An 18,500-nucleotide genomic window follows, 5' to 3' on the forward strand; every position below is an offset into this window, starting at 1 on the left:
AACAATGCCTCCTCACGGGTCGAAGCGGTATCGAGCATAGATCAGGCCGCGCGCCTCGCTGAAATCCGCCGACTTGTCGTAGCGCGCGGAGGCGCCGATGCGCAGCGACGGGGTGATGGCATATTCGACATCCGCCCGCGCGCCCGCGGTGACCGAGGTCTCGCGCTGGGCAGGGTAGAAGGCGGAGACGGTCTGGTCGCCCGCCGCCTGGGACTCGAGCACGGCCTGGAGCGCTCCGTTGGTGGGGTAGTAGGGCGCGGTCTTCTCGCGGAAATAGGCGAAGCCGAGGCTGCCGCCGAGCCGGTAGGCCCAGTTGCCCCGCCGCGCCCGGTAGTCCACCGGGATGGAGGCCCCGACATAGCTCTGCGGGCTGAAATACCCGCCATGGCCGAGGCTGAAGAGCCGCAGGTTCTTGTCATAGGCGAAGTAGACGAGGTTGAGCCCCGCCACGAGCTCCGCATCGGGCTCCTGCATGAGCGCGTAGCTCATCCCCGCGCCGACCTCGAGCCGGTTGTTGTCCGCCACGTTGCGCCCGGTGATCGAGGAGTAGCCGCCGCCGGCATAGGTGTTCAGGCGCCCGGAATTGTACTCGAGCTGCGCGTGGCCGGTGGTGCGCACCACGCCGCCGAAGATCTGGCCGCTCTGCGCGTCCCGCATCCCGGACCAGGAGAGCAGGCTGTCCGTCACCGAGCGGCGCTCGCCGCGGAGGCGGAGCTGGAGGGTGTCGGAGAGCCGGGGCGCCACCTCGATTCCGCCGAGGATGTTCTGCTCGCGGAAGCCGAGGGGGGTGGAGCCGACATCGGCCGTGAAGCCGTTCCGCGCATAGGCGATGCCGAGGCCGACGCCCGAGGCGGACTCGTCCCGCGGCGTCAGCGCCGCCGCCTGCTGGCGGGTGACCGTCGCGGTCGGCCCGGGAAGGACGACGGCGTTGCTGCCGAAGCGCCGCAGGTTGCGCGTGGAGGCGTCCAGCCCGCCATTGTCGATGGCCACGCCCTGCACGCGGGCGAGGAGCTCGCCGCCCACCGTGGGCAGGGGCATCGAGGCCTCGGCGCCGACGGAGTACTCGTTCAGCCGGTCCAGCCCGCCATCGCCCGAGCGGGTGCGGAAGGAGGCATTCGGCGAGAAGCGGCCCGAGGCCTCCTCGTTCACCTCGGCGAGTTGCCGGCCGATCTCGCTGAGCAGCGGGTCCTCCGAGGCCCGGAGCTGGCTCGGCGTCACGCCGGCCGCCGCCACCCCGGGCGTGCCGGAATCGAGCGGGATATAAGGCGAGGCCGCTTGCGGCCCCTGCGCCGGGCCCGCCAGCATTGTCCGGCGATAGGGCGCGTCCCCGCCGCCCACCTGCGCCCGCCGCTGGTCCGCCGCGAGCATCAGGGCCGTGCGGGCCCGCCGCTGGTCGCCGCCGGCGCGGGCCACCCGCGCCTCCATGAGGGAGACGCGAGGATCGTTCGCGTTCAGCAGCCGCCCCTCGGCGAGATGCGCCTCCGCCGCCGCGATCTCGCGCCGGGCGAGTGCGGCTTCCACCGCGCCGAGACGGGCCTCGACGTTGCGCGGGTCCCGACGCAGCACGGCCTCGGCGATCCGGCCCGCCACGCGCGGGTCCTGCGCGCCCTGGTAGGGGCGTGGCGGCTCGGCGGCGATGGCTGACGGGCTCGCGGGCGCGGAGGCCAGGGGAGCCCCGGGGTTCGAGAGCGCCGCGAGTTGGCGGCGCTGCGCGGGGGCGAGGGACGCCTCCGCCTCGATCTGGCGGAGCAGCCCGGCCGCCTCGCCCTCCATGCCCGAATCAACCAGCGCGGCTGCCAGGGCGAGCCGCATCGCCGGCGTGGCGGCGCGCTGGGGGGCGAGCAGAAGGCGCAGCGCCTCGCCGGCCCCTTCGCGGTCACCCGCGCGCAGCAGGGCGCGGAGGGCGCGGAGCCCGGCCTCGCCCGTCGGGTCCGCGCGCCCGGCCATCGCGAGGAGCGCGGCGCGCCGCCCGGCAGGGGCCTGCTCCATCGCGCCCGATATCTCGGCCTGCCAGCGCAGGCTGCGGAGAAGCCGCACATGGTCGGGGCCGCGAAGGCGGTCCGGCACGCGCTCGATCAGGGCGGCCGCCTCGGCGAAACGCCCCTCCCCCTCCGCGTGCAGCGCGGCGGCATGGGCGGCCTCGGCGGCGGGCAGGGAGGCGAAGGCCTCCTCCATCAGGGCGCGCGCCTCGCCGCCCCGGCCCTGGCGGGTGAGCAGGCGCGCGAGGTCGAGCCTCGCCCAGGGGCTCGCGGGGGCGGCGAGAAGCGCGTCCCGCAGCAGGGCGAGCGACGCCTCGGGATCCTCCGTGCGCGCGGCCTCCAGGCGAAGGGCATCGGCGCGCGCCGAGGTGCCGGGCGCGGCGGCGCGGGCGAGCGACTCCGCCTCGGCGATCCGGCCCTGGCGCCGGAGGCTCTCCAGCAGCCCGGACCGCGCCGCGGGCAGGAAGGGGCGGCGATGGGCGGCCGCGCGGAACCGCGCCTCCGCCTCGGCCCACTCCCCCCGGCGCAGGGCAAGCTCGCCGAGCAGCGCCTCGGCCTCGGCGAGGTCCGCCACCTCGCGGCGCGCGGCGCGGAGGAGCAGCCGCTCCGCCGCCTCGGCGGCGCCGAGAGCCGCGAGGCGCCGCGCCTCGGCCAACTCCGCGGCGAAGGACGCCTCGTCCAGCGCGCCCGCCCACCGGCGGGCCTCATCGGCCCCGCCGGAGAAGGCGCGGAGGAGGAGGTCGCGCGCCTCCGCGGCGCGGCCCTGGCGCAGCCGGGCGAGGCCCAGCCCGCCGAGCGCGCCCGGCGCCTCCGGATTGCGGGCGAGGACGGCCTCGTAGGCCGCCGCGGCGCGCGCCGGGTCGCCTGCATCCAGGGCGGCCGTCGCTTCCTCCGCCGCCGCGGCGCCCGGCTGGGATGTCGCCTCCACGGGCCGGGCCCGACGGAGCGCGCCCTCGATGCCGGCGATCCGCGCATCCGCGGGGGCCGCCGCGCGCAGGCGGGTGAGGAAGTCCTGCGCGCCGCCGGGCTGGCCGAGCTCGATCTGCAGCTGGGCAGCGGCGGCGAGGGCGTCCGGGTTGGAAGGATGCGCGGCGAGCGCGCGCTCCAGCGCCGCGGCGGCGCGGGCAGGTTGGCCCTGGGCCCGCCAGAAGGAGGCCTGCTCGACGAGCACCCCCACGCCGCCCTGCGCGAGGGCGGGAGCCGCCGCGAGGCAGGCGAGCGTCGCGGCCGCGGCCAGGAGCTGATGGCGAAGCGAGGTCATGCGCGGATCCTCAGCCGGTTGATCGCCCGGCGGCGCAGCGTCCAGTAGAGCGGGACCGCGACGGCCAGCGCCGCGATCACGAGCAGGCCGAGCATCAGGTCCGGCCGCGTCGCGAGGTAGCGCTGCGGAAGCAGCGTCACGGGCAGGCTGCCCACCCCGTAGTTGCGGGAGACCTTGAAGGACTGCACGCGGCCATTCGCGAGATAGGCGACGTCGCCCTGGATGCGGGGCTGCTGCTCGGTGTCGCGCAGCGCGGCCACCATCGCCTCCATGCCCTGCGGGTTGGACCCCGTGAGGGCGATGACCGAGCGCTCGGCGTTCAGCGGGCTCTGGAAGCCGATCAGCATCCCGCTCCCCTCGCCCGCCGCGCCGCCGAGGGTGGCCGTCAGCCGCTCCCGCTCCAGGCGCCGGTCGTCGGAGAGGAACACGTTGCGGAAGCTCTCCAGCGCGTCGGGCAGGGCGACGTTCACGCGGTTGCCCTCGACCGTGATCGGGCCGTCGCGCAGCAGCGTCGTCAGCGCGGGCTGCCGGTTCAGCGGCCCGATGACGAGGAGGTCGCGCGCGGCCACCGTCTCCAGCCCGCCCGGCCGCGCCACGTCGATCCGGGTCGCGGGATAGCCGACGATGGAGGCGAGGCGGCCGATGAGGTTGAGCGTGGAGGAGATCTCGAGCGAGGTCGCCCGGTCCGGCAGGATCACCGCCGTCGAGGAGAGATCCGCCATCTTCGTGTAGGGGAAGCCGCTGCCGACGAAATAGGCGAGGTTCGGCAGCTCCGTGTAGCGGTAGGCGGCGGAGAGATCGATCGTGCTGTCCGGATCGATCGAGGAGCGGATGTCGCCCGGCACGCTCACGCAGTCGCCCCGGTTGAGCGGGCGCAGGTCGAAGCGGAACTGCAGCTCGTTCAGGCCGAAGACGAGATAGGGCGGCAGGCCCACCTGCCCCTCGCCCCGCTCGGCCGCGGCGCTCGTCCCGATGGTGCGGTTCAGCCAGGGCCAGGGCCAGGCCGCCCCCGCTTCGCGCAGCGGGAAGGACTTGAGGTAGACGTCGTTCAGCGCGGCATCGAGGCGGGAGACGGCGAGGTCCAGGATCGGACCGGGCGGCGCGCGGAAGCGCACGTCCACCGGCAGGTTGCGGTCGCGGAAGGTGTAGAGGTCGGGCGCGGTGCGGAAGGGCACGGAGACCGGGCCGGGCACGTAGCCGTAGGACTGCAGTTCGGAGGGGTCCACCAGCTCGCCGAAGCGAACGGGGCGGTCGTTCCTGATCCAGCGCGGCGCGTCATAGGGCCGGCGCGCCGGAAGGTCGGCGACCTGGACCGTCGCGGTCTCGCCGGAAAGCCCCTCCTTCGCCGTCGCCAGCACCTGCGCCGCTACGGCGGCCTCGGCCCCCGACCGCCCGCCAACGAGGAGGAGGACCGAGTTCGGGTCGTTGGGGTTCGGCAGGATGGCAAGCGTCGGGCCGTCCATCCGGGGCAGGGTCAGGCCGGGAAGGGAATCGGAGCCCGTCGCGATCACCACCGCGTTGCCGCGGGAGGGTACGACCGCGCTGACCGGGAAGCTGGAGCCGCGGTAATCCGCCTGCACCGCGAACCAGGAGGAGGCGATAATCGCGGCGCGCACCGCGTCGTTACCCGCTCCCTCGGCCATGACGACGGGCAGCACCAGCGGCTCGCGCAGCAGCCGGGGGTCGAAGAACGGCTCGGGCAGCCGCGCGAGGTCCCTCGCGAGCGGCAGCCGCTCGAGGGTGAGCTGCAGCGTCGAGAGGTCGGACACCGTGGACCAGAGCAGGCCCGAGAGGGGGTCGTTGCACTCCACCGCGTAGCGGCCGGTGAAGCGCATGTTCAGCCGGTTGCTGTCGGCGAAGAAGACCGGGTTGATCGGGAACTCGACGGGGCCGAAGGCCGGGCGCGCGCGGTCGGGGGTGATCGCGCCGACGAACTGCTCGTTCATCGTGATCGCGATCTGCGACAACTCCGGGATCAGCCCGGGGCTCGTCGCGCCCTGCAGCGTCAGGCGCGCGGCGGTCACCACCTCGTCCGACCGGATGCCGAAGAGGATGCCCTGCAGGTCCGCGAGGCCACGAAGCTGCATCGGGCTGCGCAAGCCGAGCTGGCGGAGGGTGCGGGTTTCAGTGCGCGTCCCCGCGGCCGGCGTGGCCTCCCCGCCGAAGGTGACGGGCGCGGAGGGCGCGATCGGCGGCGCCCCGGCCGGCGCCACGCGGGGGCCGCCGGGCACGGCCGAGCCCGGCGCGTAGGAGGGCAGCCCGCCCGGAAGCGGCGCGGGAGCGAAGGGGGCCGGCGCCGTGCCGGGCAGAGGCGGCGGCGTGAAGCCGCCCTGGCCGATGGCGGGAGGCGGGGTGGGCGCCTGGCTGCGCGGGACCTGGGCCCCGGCCGTCGCCGGCAGGAGACCCACCAGCAGGAGGGCGGCCGATCGCCTGGCCCGCTCCACCTTGCGCGCGCGCCCCGCTTCGGCTGCGCGCGGGGCAACGGCGGCCGGCGCGGGCCGCGACGAAGCCGCGGCGACCGCGGCGCGCGCGGCCGCGCGGCGGGCGCGACGGGCCTTGAGGGAGAACTGGCTCTCGCCGCGGAACAGGCCGCCGATGCTGCGCAGGACCTCGCCGAGCGAGCGCAACGGCCGGTCCGTCCGCACGTCGTCCCAGTCCACCCAGGCATCGGCGCGCCCGAGCACGACGCGGGTGATGTTGCCCTCGTCCCGGACATCCTCGGGCGCGAAACGCACCTGCAAGCGGCCATCCTGCCAGCGCAGGACCTCGGCGGGAATCGCGACGCGTTCCGGACCCAAGTCGATCTCCAGTGTCACCATTGCATTGTCGGGCAGGCCGTCTGGCCGGGGGACGAGCGCGGCCGCGCCGCCCAGGGAGAGGTCTCGCGTCTCTCCCGGGACGAGCCTGCCGTCGGGAAGGACGACGTTCACCGGCAGCACGGCGCCGATGCGCGCGCGCTCGCGCACCTGCCGCCGCTCGCGCCCGACCGCGAGGCCGGCCAGCACCGTCAACAGGGAGAGGAACACCCAGACCGTGTTGAGGGCGTTGGCCTGGAACTCGAGCGACTCCGGGTCGTTCGCCGACATCCCGTAGATGCCGGACAGCATCCCGAGCACCAGGATGACCGCGAGGACGAAGTTCGGCCCGGTCGCGCGGAAGTCGAAATAGCCCTCGTCCAGCGTGCCGCCCTTGTCCGTGACGTTGAACTTACCCTTCTTCGGATCCAGCAGCGTCGTCAGCACGACGGGCAGGAGATAGAGGGCGAGCACCGTCTCGTAGATCTCGGACCAGAAAGAGTGGCGCACACGGGCCTGCAGCTTCGAGTTCGTCATCACCGCGTGGACCACGTGCGGACCGGCATAGGCCACGATGGCGAGCGGGGAGGCCGCGATGATGTTCTGCCCGAAGAGCAGGAAGGCGAGCGGGGAGGTGAGGAATACGAAGCGCGGCAGCGGGAAGAGGAAGTGCCACATCGAGGAGACGTAGCAGAAGCGCTGCGTGATCGAGAGGCCGGGCCCGAGCAGCGGGTTGTCCACGCGGAAGATCTGCACCATCCCGCGCGCCCAGCGCATGCGCTGGCCGATATGCGCGATCAGCCGGTCCGTCGCGAGGCCCGCGGCCAGGGGCAGGCGGAGATAGGCCGTCCGCCAGCCCAGGCGCTGCATCTTGAGGCTGCAATGGCAGTCCTCGGTCACGGTCTGGGTCGGGACGCCGCCCACCTCCTCCAGCGCCGTGCGCCGGATGACGGCGCAGGAACCACAGAAGAAGGTGGCGTTCCAGAGGTCGTTCCCCTGCTGGATCAGCCCGTAGAAGAGCAGCCCCTCATTCGGCACCCGGGTTCCGGAGGCGAGATTCCGCTCGAACGGGTCGGGGGAGTAGAAGTGGTGCGGCGTCTGCACCATCGCGAGCCCCGCGTCCCGCATCATCCAGCCGAGGGTCATCTGCAGGAAGGCGCGCGTCGCTGCGTGGTCGCAGTCGAAGATCACGACGTACTCGCCGCTCGTCTTCGAGAGGGCGTGGTTGATGTTGCCGGCCTTCGCGCCCTTGTTGTCCGGGCGGACCATGTAGCCGCACCCTACCCCCTCGCAGAAGGCGCGGAACTCCTCGCGCCGGCCGTCGTCGAGCAGCAGGACGTTCATCTTGTGGCGCGGCCAGTCCATGGCGAGCGCGGCGAAGATCGTCGGCTTCACCACTTCGAGCGGCTCGTTGTAGGTCGGGATGAACACGTCGACCGTCGGCCACTCCTCCGGGTCCTCCGGCAGCGGCGCCGGGCGGCGCTCGAGCGGCCAGAGCGACTGCAGGTAGGACAACAGCAGCGCGACGACGGCGTAGATCTCGGCCAGGAGCAGCCCGGTGCCGAGGAAGGTGGAGAGAAAGCTCGTGTAGTCGAGCGTGTCCGTGATCCGCCAATAGATGTAGCGCGTCGAGATCACGCCCGAGAGGAGGGCGAGGAAGACGAGCGTGCCGCGCCCGGGGACGAGGGAGGCGATGCAGAAGACGAGCAGGCAGCCGACCGCGACCCAGGCCTGCGGCTCGGCTTCGAGCGGCGCCACGACGAAGGGTAGTGCGACGACGAAGCCGAACAGCGTGGCCAGCCGGGCGAGCCAGACGCTCCCGCCGACGATCCGGGTGAGCCGCCTCACCGGAAGGCCTCGGCCGGCGGCCTGGCCATGCCCAGGGGACGCTCGAAGCCCGCATGGTCAGGAGGAGCGGGGAAGGCCACCGCGCCGGGCGGCGGCAGCGCCGCGGAGATGAGCCTGGCAACCTCCTTCAGGTCGGAGGCGGCACGGCTGTCGGGGGCGTGGTCGAGAAGCAGGCGCTGGCAGGCGAGGCTCTCGGCAACCGTCTCCTCGCGGCTCATCGCGCCGAGCATACGGAAGCCGAGATGCCGCGCGACCGCCTCGGCCGAGGCGCGCGACAGGCGCGAGGCGAGATCCACGCCGTTCAGCACCACGCGCAGCCGGCCCGCCAGCAGCGCGGCCATGGTGCCCGTGCCGAGGAAGCGCCCGCTCTCGATCTCGGGCACCAGCGCGGCGCTGATCGCCTCGGCCTGGAGCACGCCGATCACCATCGTCGCCATCGGCGCGAGGGTGGCGAGGGCCTGCGAAGGGCCCGGGGGCAGATCTGCCACCACCACCAGCCCTGGCTCGGCCAGCATCTCGCGCACGGGCGCGCCCAGAAGGTCCGAATCGCGGTCCAGCGCCACGGCGAGGTCCAGCGCGCCGCGCAGGTCCGTCGCGCCGTGCGGGAGAAGGAGCACCCCCGACGCGGTCTGGCGCAACTGCCCGCGCCAGTCACCGCCGCTGCGCAGCCCCGCCATGAACCCTACCCGGTCGGAGAGAGGCACGCCGAAATGGAGGCGGAGCGCGTTCTGGGCGTCGAGGTCGATCGCGAGGACCCGGTGCCCGAGGCGCTGCAGCCCATCGGCGATGTTGGCGGCGAGCGTGGTCTTGCCGACCCCGCCCTTGGGCGACGCGAAGCAGATGAGGGACACGGCTTAGCTCCTGGACTCAGGCCGCGGAACGGTGGGAGCGGACACCTGCCGCGACGCGCCGCAGCAGCTCCGGGAGGGCAATGTCCACCCGGCTGGCCGGCCACTGCCGTGGGGAGGGCTGGGCTGGGCCGGTGCGCAGCGTGTCGCCGAGGGCGTCGAGCAGGGGGTAGTGGACGGCCGATGCGCCGCTGCCCGTGCCGTAGCCCATGAGCGCGTCCAGCAAGGAGGAGCCGGTGCTGATCCCCGGCGAGGGCCGCCCGGTGCCGGATGCGGGGGCAAGCTGCGAAGGGCCTGCCTGCCCCGAATGAGCCGGCCGTGCGGCAGCCGCCTGCATCGCGAGCGCGACCGGGCCCGGGAAGGGCTGGGCCGGAGCCGGCTGCTGCGGCCGGGCCGGGGCCGCCAGGAGTGTCTGCAACAGATTCTGCCCGCCAGCCTGGGCCACGGGCGACGGCGTGGGTGCGGCCGGCCGTATCGCCTGGAAGGCCGGTGCCGCGGGCATCCGGACCGGCTCCTGTGCGGGGCGGACGACCTGCAGCGGGGCAGGGCCAGCCTGACCGGGATGCGGAGCCGGCAGCGGCTGGGCGGTGTGGGCTTCCGGGACCGACCGGGGCGCGGGGGCCTCTGCGGGCTCCGCAGACACACCGAGAACCGTGTCCGGGGAAAGGTCGGACACCCCGGCCAGCGCGTCTCCCAGAATGTTGAAGCGCGATTCCTCGGGAACCGGGGGAGGATTACGGACCGGCTCGTTCCCGAAGCTGCGGTACTTCAGCGAGGGAGTTCCCAACGCTGCCGCCATGCGGGCAACATCCGTGTCCTGACGCATCCCCAACTCCCGTACGCCGGCGGCGCTCGTCGCCCCCTGCCGCCCAGAAGATCACATTATCGCAAGTTGCGGTGTTCGAGCCAGATTACGTTCCGCGGACTCGCTCGGCCGCACCCATCCGGGCGAGGAGGGCAAGAGCTGTGTCATAATAGTCACGCCCTGCTGCGCCGCCCTCCGACACGCTCCTGGCCCAGCGCTGGCCCCTCTGCCCGGCGGCGAAGCGCCCGATCTCCGCGACGCCGCGCCCCGCGGGATAGGGCGACACGCTGTCATTCGACAGGTCGGCCCAGGCAGGGATCTCGGCGAATTTCGTATCGGACCAGAAGCCGAGCGGACCCTCGACCGCCGCTTCCTCGGAAAGCCCGGCCCAGGCGAGCCACAGCGGCACGCGCACCGCGTCGTAGGAGAATCGCGCCGGCCATCCCTGCGCGGGCGTGACCCGCCCGTCGAGCCGGGAGACGGCTACCCAGTCCGGCGAGAGACGCCACCGGCCGAATCGCGCTGCGCGAAGAAGGTGGAGCCCGTCGCCCGCCACGCGCAGCCATGCCGGATCGGGCACCGCCTCCGCGAGCACCGCGATCATGGGATAGGCGTAGTAGGACGGGTTGAGCACCACATGGTCGCCGCGCTCGAAGCCGCGCGCGCCCGGCAGCAGGACGAGGCGACCGCCCGCGCGGCGCACGAGCAGCCGCAGCACATCCCGTGCCACGGCCGTGCCCTCCTCGGTGAGCGCGGGGTCGGACCAGCGGCGGCCACCGCGCAGCAGCGCGCCGGCAATGAAGAGATCCCCGTCGGTTGCGTTGTTGCTGTCCTGGATTGCCGGCTGCTTGTCGGGCTGCCAGCGCCAGGAATGCAGGAAATCGGCCTCTCGGCGCAGGTTGCGCCGGGTCCAGTCGAGAATGCGGTGGAAGGCCGCGCGGTCGTCGTGATGCTCGGCGAGGGCGAGGCCCCAGCCCTGCCCTTCGGAATGGGACTGGTTCGCGTTCCCCGTATCGATGACGCGGCCATCGGGGGACAGGAAACGTGCCTTGAAGGCCGCCCATTCCCGCGCATCCTCGGCCGCGAGCACCGAGCCCGGCCGGCAGAGCGAGGCCGCGGCCCCGCCGAGGAAGCCCAGTGCGGATCGGCGCGGGATGTGGATCGCCATGGCCCTAGCTTGCGGCACCCGAGGTTAAAGCCCGGTTGCGGGACGGGCAGTCTCCCGGCCGGTGCCACCCGGGATGGTCGAGCATAGCCATCACGAAACCGGGAGGCTACCCGCCGCTTCGACGCGCCGCTCCACCGCTACCCCGTGCCCTCGGCGGCCGGAGATGCCATATCCCGGGCCATGGCACCCCCTCTCCTGCTTCTCCAGGGCATCCGGCAGGGCTTCGGCACCACGCCCCTGCTGCGCGACGCCACCCTCTCCGTCGGCCCGGGCGAGCGCCTCGCCCTCATTGGACGCAACGGCTCCGGCAAGTCCACGCTGCTGCGGATCGCGGCCGGCCTCATCCAGCCAGATGGCGGGAGCCGCTTCCTCCAGCCCGGCGCCACGCTCCGCTACCTTCCGCAGGAGCCCGACCTTTCCGGCCACGCGACCACCCTCGCCTATGTCGAGGCGGCGCTCGGCCCGGGGGACGATCCCTACCGGGCCCGCTACCTCCTGGAGCAGCTCGGCCTCACGGGCGAGGAGGAGCCGGCGAGGCTCTCGGGCGGCGAGGCGCGGCGCGCGGCGCTGGCCGCGGTGCTCGCCCCCTCCCCCGACATCCTCCTGCTGGACGAGCCGACCAACCACCTCGACCTCCCCGCCATCGAGTGGCTGGAAGGCGAGTTGGCCTCCTTGCGCACCGCCCTCGTTCTCATCAGCCACGACCGGCGCTTCCTCGAGTCCCTCTCCCGCGCCATGGTCTGGCTCGACCGCGGCGCCACGCGCCGGCTGGAACGCGGCTTCGCGGAGTTCGAGGCCTGGCGCGACGAGGTGCTGGAGGAGGAGGAGCGCGAGGCGCACAAGCTCTCCCGCGAGATCGTGCGGGAGGAGCACTGGCTCCGCTACGGCGTCACGGCGCGGCGCAAGCGCAACATGCGGCGCGTCGGCGAATTACAGGCGCTGCGCGAGAAGCACCGCCAGCGCCGGGGGCCCCTGGGCGGGGTGAAGATGGCCGCCAGCGAGGCCGATGGCTCCGGCAGCCAGGTGGTCTCGGCCGAGCGGATCTCGAAACTCTATGGCGGCCGCGCGGTGGTGCGGGATTTCTCCACCCGGATCCTGCGCGGCGACCGGGTGGGGATCGTCGGCCCGAACGGCGCGGGCAAGACGACGCTGCTGAACATGCTCACCGGCGTCCTCGCTCCCGATGAGGGAGAGGTGCGGCTGGGCACGGGGATCGAGATGGTCACCCTCGACCAGCGCCGCGCGAGCCTCGACGACGCCATGACCCTCTCCGACGCCCTCACCGAGGGCCGCGGTGACATGGTCCATGTCGGCGGCACGCCGCGCCACGTCATCGGCTACATGAAGGACTTCCTCTTCCTGCCGGAGCAGGCGCGCACGCCGCTCGGTGTCCTCTCGGGCGGGGAGCGCGGGCGGGTGATGCTCGCGCGCGCCATGGCCCGGCCGAGCAACCTTCTCGTGCTGGACGAGCCGACGAACGACCTGGACCTCGAGACGCTCGACCTCCTGCAGGAGATGATCGCCGACTATCCCGGCACGGTGCTGGTGGTCAGCCACGACCGCGACTTCCTCGACCGCGTGGCGACGAGCGTCATCGCCTATGAGGGCGAGGGGCGCTGGCAGGACTATGCGGGCGGCTACTCGGACATGGTGGCGCAACGCGGCCACGGGGTGCGCGCCCGCGCGGAGGCGCCGCAGGCCGCCCCCGCGTCCAGGCGGGCGCCCGAGCCTGCCGCGGCGGCCGCCTCACGCCTTCGCCTCACCATGGGAGAGCTGCAAGCCCTGAAGACCCTGCCCGCGGAGATGGAGAAGCTCTCGGCCGAGATCGCGAAGCTGAACGACATCCTCGCGGACCCGCAGCTCTACAGCCGCGATCCCGCGCGCTTCGCGAAAGCAACGGAGCTCCTGGCCGGGCGTCAGGCGGCGCTAGCCGCCGCGGAGGAGCGCTGGCTCGAACTGGAGATGCGGCGCGAGGAGATCGAGGCCGCATCCTGATCGGGCAGGTCAGCGACGAGGCAAGCGTGCCGTTGTAAGCCCACCTTAATTTCCAACAAGAAGAAGCGGTTACACGGTTTTCTTAAGAGCGGAGCTGGGCGATTATGAGCCGAGGATCTTAGAACTTTGTACGAGCATCACCGCATAAAGCACTGAATTTCTATCAGTTCTCGTCTTTCCTGAACGTGAGCACCAGCACGTCGCGATAGCCGGGGCGGGAGGGGTCGAGCGGATGGATCGGCGTGACCCCGTGCATCACCCGCCGGTCGTCCAGCAGCACGGCATCGCAGGGCGCGGAAAGGGTGAAGCTGGCCTCCTCCTTCCCGTCGACCTGAATGCCCGTGATGCCGCCCGCCACGTTCTCGCGGCCGATCAACATCACCAACACGTAGTCGACACCGTCCGAATGCATCCCCTCAGGCGTCGGCTTGCCGGCCTCCTCCGGCCGGGCCTCGATCCGGAACTGGTGGGCCTCGACGTGCCAGGAGTTGCCGGGGGAGAGGCGGTCGAAGACGGCGCGCGCCCCCTCCAATAGCGCCTTCATCGCGCCGCCCTCCGACACGGCGGGGAGGACCGGCTCGAACCAGCGGTCGATGCCGCCGTTCAGCGCGTTGTAGCGCGTCGCCTGGAAGTGCGGGCCGTCGGGGGCGCGGACCAGCGGGGCGCCGGGCGGGGCGGTGAGGATGGCGTGGCGGCGGAGGCGGTAGCGGCCCCCATCGGCCATGTAGCCGTCGGGGCGGAGGTCGCCCCAGCTCGCGACGAAGCCCTCCCATGCGGCCCCGGACAGGGCGGTTCCGGCAGGGTCGAAGAGAGCCCGCGCCCTCTCCGCGCCGAGCGCGGCATAGCCCTTTTCGGCGATGACGGCGGCAGGGTCGGTCACGAGCGCCGGGCCCCCTCCATCACGTGCCGCATGCGGGAGACGGCGGCGGGCAGGCCCTCGAACAGGGCCTGGCCCATGAGGAAGTGCCCGATGTTCAGCTCCACCACCTCCGGGATCGCGGCCAGGAGCGGGGCGGTGTCGTAGTCCAGGCCGTGGCCGGCATGGCACTCCATCCCGGCTGCGGCGACGAGGCGCGCGGCCTCCCGCAGCCGGGCGAGCTCCCCGTCGCGCGCGGGGCCGGGGGCGGCCTCGCAGAAGGTCCCGGTGTGCAGCTCCACCGCCCGCGCGCCGAGCCGGGCGGCGGCCTCGATCTGGCGGGGCTCGGGGTCGAGGAAGAGGGAGACGCGGATGCCGGCGCCGAGCAGGGCGGCGACCACGGGGGCCAGCGCGGCCTCGTTCCCCGCAGCGTCCAGCCCGCCCTCCGTCGTCAGCTCCGCCCGCCGCTCGGGCACGAGGCAGCAGGCATGGGGGCGGAGGGCGGTGGCTATGCCCGTCATCTCCTCCGTCGCGGCCATCTCCAGGTTGATGGGGGCGTCCAGCGCCTCGCGCATCGCGCGGCAGTCGGCGTCCCGGATGTGCCGGCGGTCCTCGCGGAGATGAATGGTGATGCTGTCCGCCCCGTTGGCGAGCGCCAGCCGCGCGGCGGCGAGCGGATCGGGATGCGCCCCGCCGCGGGCGTTGCGCAGGGTGGCGACGTGGTCGACGTTCACGCCGAGGCGAATGGGGGTCATGCGCTGGCCTTCATCTGGCGACGCTCGGCCATGCCGGCCGCGAGGCGGAGGGCGGCGACCAGGCTGCCGGGATCGGCGACGCCCTGGCCGGCGATGCCGAAGGCGGTGCCGTGGTCGGGCGAGGTGCGGATGATGGGCAGGCCGAGGGTGACGTTCACCCCGCCATCCATGTCCAGCGTCTTGATCGGGATCAGCGCCTGGTCGTGGTAGAGACAGAGGGCGGCGTCGTAGCCGGCCCGGGCGCGGGCGGTGAACATCGTGTCCGGCGGCAGGGGCCCGAAGGCGTCCACCCCCCCTTCGCGCAGGGCCTCGATGGCGGGGGTGACGAGTCGCGGCTCCTCGTCGCCCATCGCGCCCTCCTCCCCGGCATGGGGGTTCAGCCCGGCCACCGCGATGCGCGGCGCGACCATGCCGAAGCCCTCCCGCAGCCCGCGGTCGAGGGCGAGGCCGGTGCGGATGATCTCGGCGGTGGTGAGGGTGTCGAGCGCCCGGCGCAGGGAGACGTGGATCGTCACCGGCACCACCCGCAGCATGGGCGAGGCGAGCAGCATCACCGGCGGCTCGGCCGTGCCGGTCAGGGCGCCGAGGAACTCGGTATGGCCGGGGAAGGCGAAGCCCGTGCGGTAGAGCGTCGCCTTGCTGATGGGGTTGGTCACCACCCCGCCCACCCGCCCCGCACTGGCCAGCGCCACGGCGCGCTCGATCGAGCCGAGCACGGCCGGCGCGTTGGCCGGGTCGGGCCGACCGGGCACGGGAGGCGCGGGGCAGCGCACGGTCATCACGGGAAGGGCTGCGGGGAAGACCGCCGCCGCTTCCTCCGGTCCGGAAACCGTGATGACGGGAACATCCCAGCCCAGCCGTGCCGCTAGGGCGAGGAGCCGCGCGGGATCGTCCAGCGCGACGAAGGCCGGCCCCTCGCCGCGTAGCCGGGCCCAGGCAGCCAGGGCGATCTCCCCGCCGATCCCGGCGGGGTCTCCCATGGTCAGGGCAAGGGGAAGCGGCGCGCTCATTACGGGGAGGTTCGCACGGCGCCGATCCGCGCCAAACCCCCTTCCCCGCTCATGGCTGCCCTGCCCGGCCTAGATATCGGCGTAGACGTGCGTCTCGGCCGCGCCGCCGGGATGGGTGACGGCGCCGAGATGGGCGGGGCCGACGAGCTGGGCGTATTTCCACAGCGCGCCCGAGTTGTAGTCGGTGCCGCGCGGCTTCCACTCGGCCCGGCGCCGGGCCAGCTCCTCCTCGGGGAGTTCCACGTCGATCGTGCCCTTCTCCGCGTCGATGACGATGCGGTCGCCGTCGCGCAGCAGGGCGATCGGGCCGCCGACCGCCGCTTCCGGCCCGACATGGCCGATGCAGAAGCCGCGCGTCGCGCCGGAGAAGCGGCCGTCGGTGATCAGCGCCACCTCTCCGCCCATGCCCTGGCCGTAGAGGGCGGCGGTGGTGGAGAGCATCTCCCGCATCCCCGGCCCGCCCTTCGGCCCCTCGTAGCGGATGATGATGACGTCGCCCGGCTTGTAGGCGCGGCTCTCGACGGCGGCGAAGGCGTCCTCCTCGCAGTCGAAGCAGAGCGCGGTGCCCTCGAAGCGCAGCTCCTTCATGCCCGCGATCTTCACGATGGCGCCGTCCGGGGCGAGGTTGCCCTTGAGCCCGACCACGCCACCCGTCTCGGAGATCGGGTTGGACACCGGGCGGATCACGTCCTGGTCCACGGGGAAAATCACCTCGCGGTGGTTCTCGGCCAGCGACTTGCCGGTCACGGTCATGCAGTCGCCGTGCAGCAGCCCGGCATCGAGCAGCGCCTTCACGATCACGGGGATGCCGCCGATCTTGTAGACGTCGAAGGCGACGTAGCGGCCGCCCGGCTTGAGGTCACCGATGTAGGGTGCCTTGCGCATGATCTCGGCCACGTCCTGCAGCGTGAACTTGATCCCGGCCTCATGCGCCATGGCCGGCAGGTGCAGCCCGGCATTGGTCGAGCCGCCCGTGGCGCCCACGATGAGCGCCGCGTTGTAGAGGCTCTCCCTGGTGACGATGTCGCGCGGGCGGATGTTCTTCCGCAGCAGCTCCATCACCGCGCGGCCGGATTCCACCGCCCACTTGTCCCGGTCCTCATAGGGCGCGGGGGCGCCGGCAGAGCCGGGGAGCGCCAGGCCGATCGCCTCGGAGACGGTCGCCATGGTGTTGGCCGTGAACTGGCCGCCGCAGGCGCCGGCGCTGGGGCAGGCGACGCATTCCAGCTCGTGCAGGTCCTCGTCGGACATGCGGCCGGCGGCGTGCATGCCCACGGCCTCGAACACGTCCACCACCGTCACGTCACGGCCCTTGTAGGTGCCGGGGAGGATGGAGCCGCCATACATGAACACGCTCGGCACGTTCAGGCGCAGCATCGCCATCATCATGCCGGGGAGCGACTTGTCGCAGCCGGCCAGCCCGACCATCGCGTCGTAGCAGTGGCCGCGCATGGTCAGCTCCACCGTGTCCGCGATGGCGTCGCGGCTGGCGAGCGAGGACTTCATGCCCTGGTGGCCCATGGCGATGCCGTCGGTCACCGTGATGGTGGTGAACTCGCGGGGCGTGCCGGCCGCCGCCTTGACCCCGGTCTTCACGCTCTGCGCCTGGCGGCTGAGGGCGATGTTGCAGGGCGCGGCCTCGTTCCAGCAGGTGGCGACGCCGACCAGCGGCTGGCCGATCTCCTCCTCGGTCATGCCCATGGCGTAGTAGTAGCTGCGGTGCGGGGCGCGCTCGGGGCCGACCGTCACGTGGCGGCTGGGAAGGCGGGACTTGTCCCAGGTGTTGTCCGGCATCTGCATCTTCCTCGTATGCGGGCTGTATCGCGCAACAAACGGCCCGGGGCAACGCGGCAGGGCGCAACGATCCCCGGCGCCACCCCTCCCCGCCCGGCCGGCGCACACGCGCATGTCACCGCCGGCCTCATCGGCCGGGCGTAACGTTCCGCGGCTGCCGTGACGGAGGATCGCGATGCGCGTCCCCTTCCTCGTCCTTGCCGGCCTCCTCGCCGCCATGCCCGCGCTCGGGCAGGCCGTGCCCTCCCCGGCCGAGGCGCTGCTCCTCCTGCGCGGCGGGGGCTTGGTCCTCTACATGCGCCATCCCGCGACCGAGCCGGGCCAGACTGATGCGGAGGCGCTGGATTTCGCTGACTGCGCCACCCAGCGGAACCTGAGCGAGGCCGGGCGCCGCACCGCCGCAGAGACAGGCGCGGCCCTGCGCGCCATCGGCATCCCCGTCCGCCGCACGGTCACGAGCGAGTACTGCCGGGCGCGGGAGACGGCCGCGCTGATGGGTCTGCCGGGCGCGGAGACGGAGCCCGCGCTGAACGATGGCGGCCGCATGCTGGCCAAGGGGTCGGACACGCCCCAGGCGGAGGCGCTCCGGGCCCTGCTGCGCGCCGCGCCGGCGCCGGGCCAGGCCGTGCTGGTCGTCGCCCATCGCCCCAACCTCGTGGACGCCGCGGGTTCCGGCTTCGCCGACCTGGCCGAGGGGGAGATCGTGGCCTTCCGCCCCGCGGCGGAGCCGCCCGGCTTCCGACCGGTCGCCCGGATCCGGACGACCGACTGGCCGGCGCTGATCGCCGCCGCCCGGGGCTAGCGCGCGCCGTCCAGGGCCCGCCGGACCCGCGCGTCGATCCCGCGCAGCAGGGCCATCTCGCGCCGGGCATCGGCCAGCGCGCGGTGGGCCGGGGCCGCCTTTCGCGCCTCCTCCGCCACCTCGTCGAGCACGGCGCGCAGCACCTCCCCGCGCCGAGCGGGGTCGCCGCCAGCCTCGGCGAGGGCTGCGAGGGCCGCGGCCTCGCGCGCCTCCTCCGTGTCGCGCAGACGCAGCGCGTGGCGCGGCAGCCCGGCAGCGCGGAGGAGGCGGCTGAGCCACTGCCCGTCCCATGACGGGGCGGAGGCGTAGAGGTCGTGACCCGCCAGCGCCTCCACCATCCGGCGGGCGACGGCGTCGTGCGGCTCGCCTTCCCGCTCCAGCCGCTCGAGCGGGATGCCGTGGACGCGCTCTGCTTCCGGGTCCCACTCGTGCCAGTCGGGGGCGGGGCGGATGAGGTGCTCCTCCGCCGCCCCGTCCTCGCGGACCCAGCCGACCTCGATGGGAAAGCCGCGCTTGCCCAGCCCGCTCGCCTCGAAGTCGAGGAAGACAATCATGCGCCGCTCCCGCCTCCCGCCGCGAAGTCC

12 protein-coding genes are annotated in these 18,500 nt (G+C 73.3%); 2 read left to right on the plus strand and 10 right to left on the minus strand.

Going from position 1 to position 18,500, the window contains the following annotated elements; all coding sequences use genetic code 11:
- Positions 1–12 precede the first annotated feature (12 nt).
- The 5 genes from FHS87_RS24210 to FHS87_RS09925 form a co-directional block, all read right to left on the minus strand.
- Positions 13–3,240 (minus strand): cellulose biosynthesis protein BcsC, encoded by a 3,228-nt coding sequence (locus FHS87_RS24210; RefSeq protein ID WP_184517118.1) that lies wholly within the window; start codon positions 3,238–3,240, stop codon positions 13–15.
- Positions 3,237–7,883 carry a UDP-forming cellulose synthase catalytic subunit gene (bcsA, locus tag FHS87_RS09910; protein ID WP_184517120.1) on the minus strand — a complete coding sequence of 1,549 codons (4,647 nt, stop codon included), beginning with the start codon at positions 7,881–7,883 and terminating at the stop codon, positions 3,237–3,239. The genes FHS87_RS24210 and bcsA overlap by 4 nt, the downstream gene beginning before the upstream one ends.
- Complete coding sequence (locus FHS87_RS09915) at positions 7,880–8,734, minus strand: cellulose synthase operon protein YhjQ/BcsQ (protein WP_184517122.1); 855 nt, start codon at positions 8,732–8,734, stop codon at positions 7,880–7,882. Before FHS87_RS09915 ends, bcsA begins: the two co-directional genes overlap by 4 nt.
- 16 nt (positions 8,735–8,750) lie before the next feature.
- Complete coding sequence (locus FHS87_RS09920) at positions 8,751–8,957, minus strand: hypothetical protein (RefSeq protein ID WP_184517124.1); 207 nt, start codon at positions 8,955–8,957, stop codon at positions 8,751–8,753.
- Between the two features lie 685 nt (positions 8,958–9,642).
- Entirely contained in the window at positions 9,643–10,704 is a 1,062-nt protein-coding gene (locus FHS87_RS09925; protein WP_184517126.1) for a glycosyl hydrolase family 8, read from the minus strand.
- Between the two features lie 180 nt (positions 10,705–10,884).
- On the opposite strand from FHS87_RS09925, the gene FHS87_RS09930 reads away from it, so the two are divergent.
- Complete coding sequence (locus FHS87_RS09930; RefSeq protein WP_184517128.1) at positions 10,885–12,699, plus strand: ABC-F family ATP-binding cassette domain-containing protein; 1,815 nt, start codon at positions 10,885–10,887, stop codon at positions 12,697–12,699.
- Positions 12,700–12,862: 163 nt separating this feature from the next.
- Here the strand turns inward: FHS87_RS09930 and FHS87_RS09935 are convergent, their stop codons facing one another.
- The 4 genes from FHS87_RS09935 to ilvD form a co-directional block, all read right to left on the minus strand.
- Positions 12,863–13,579: a 2OG-Fe dioxygenase family protein gene (locus FHS87_RS09935; RefSeq protein ID WP_184517131.1), complete on the minus strand. Its 717-nt coding sequence runs from the start codon at positions 13,577–13,579 to the stop codon at positions 12,863–12,865.
- Positions 13,576–14,310: a pyridoxine 5'-phosphate synthase gene (locus FHS87_RS09940; RefSeq protein WP_184517134.1), complete on the minus strand. Its 735-nt coding sequence runs from the start codon at positions 14,308–14,310 to the stop codon at positions 13,576–13,578. The genes FHS87_RS09935 and FHS87_RS09940 overlap by 4 nt, the downstream gene beginning before the upstream one ends.
- Entirely contained in the window at positions 14,307–15,320 is a 1,014-nt protein-coding gene (gene pdxA / locus FHS87_RS09945) for a 4-hydroxythreonine-4-phosphate dehydrogenase PdxA (protein WP_184517137.1), read from the minus strand. Before pdxA ends, FHS87_RS09940 begins: the two co-directional genes overlap by 4 nt.
- Before the next feature lie 69 nt (positions 15,321–15,389).
- Positions 15,390–17,114 carry a dihydroxy-acid dehydratase gene (ilvD, locus tag FHS87_RS09950; protein WP_184517141.1) on the minus strand — a complete coding sequence of 575 codons (1,725 nt, stop codon included), beginning with the start codon at positions 17,112–17,114 and terminating at the stop codon, positions 15,390–15,392.
- A 175-nt stretch (positions 17,115–17,289) separates the two neighbouring features.
- Here ilvD and FHS87_RS09955 point away from each other — a divergent pair, with 175 nt between their 5' ends.
- Entirely contained in the window at positions 17,290–17,916 is a 627-nt protein-coding gene (locus FHS87_RS09955) for a histidine phosphatase family protein (protein ID WP_184517144.1), read from the plus strand.
- Here the strand turns inward: FHS87_RS09955 and FHS87_RS09960 are convergent.
- Positions 17,913–18,470, minus strand: coding sequence for a 3'-5' exonuclease (locus FHS87_RS09960; RefSeq protein ID WP_184517146.1), 558 nt, complete (start codon positions 18,468–18,470; stop codon positions 17,913–17,915). The genes FHS87_RS09955 and FHS87_RS09960 overlap by 4 nt on opposite strands.
- Positions 18,471–18,500 lie beyond the last annotated feature (30 nt).

Origin of the sequence: Muricoccus pecuniae (assembly GCF_014199205.1) — a bacterium.
Classification (GTDB): domain Bacteria; phylum Pseudomonadota; class Alphaproteobacteria; order Acetobacterales; family Acetobacteraceae; genus Roseomonas; species Roseomonas pecuniae.

Coding starts and splice junctions, on each gene's coding strand:
- FHS87_RS09930 (WP_184517128.1), top strand. CDS start 10,885: ATGGCACCCCCTCTCCTGCTTCTCCAGGGCATCCGGCAGGGCTTCGGC.
- FHS87_RS09940 (WP_184517134.1), bottom strand. CDS start 14,310: ATGACCCCCATTCGCCTCGGCGTGAACGTCGACCACGTCGCCACCCTG.
- FHS87_RS09955 (WP_184517144.1), top strand. CDS start 17,290: ATGCGCGTCCCCTTCCTCGTCCTTGCCGGCCTCCTCGCCGCCATGCCC.
- ilvD (WP_184517141.1), bottom strand. CDS start 17,114: ATGCCGGACAACACCTGGGACAAGTCCCGCCTTCCCAGCCGCCACGTG.
- pdxA (WP_184517137.1), bottom strand. CDS start 15,320: ATGAGCGCGCCGCTTCCCCTTGCCCTGACCATGGGAGACCCCGCCGGG.
- FHS87_RS24210 (WP_184517118.1), bottom strand. CDS start 3,240: ATGACCTCGCTTCGCCATCAGCTCCTGGCCGCGGCCGCGACGCTCGCC.
- FHS87_RS09925 (WP_184517126.1), bottom strand. CDS start 10,704: ATGGCGATCCACATCCCGCGCCGATCCGCACTGGGCTTCCTCGGCGGG.
- FHS87_RS09960 (WP_184517146.1), bottom strand. CDS start 18,470: ATGATTGTCTTCCTCGACTTCGAGGCGAGCGGGCTGGGCAAGCGCGGC.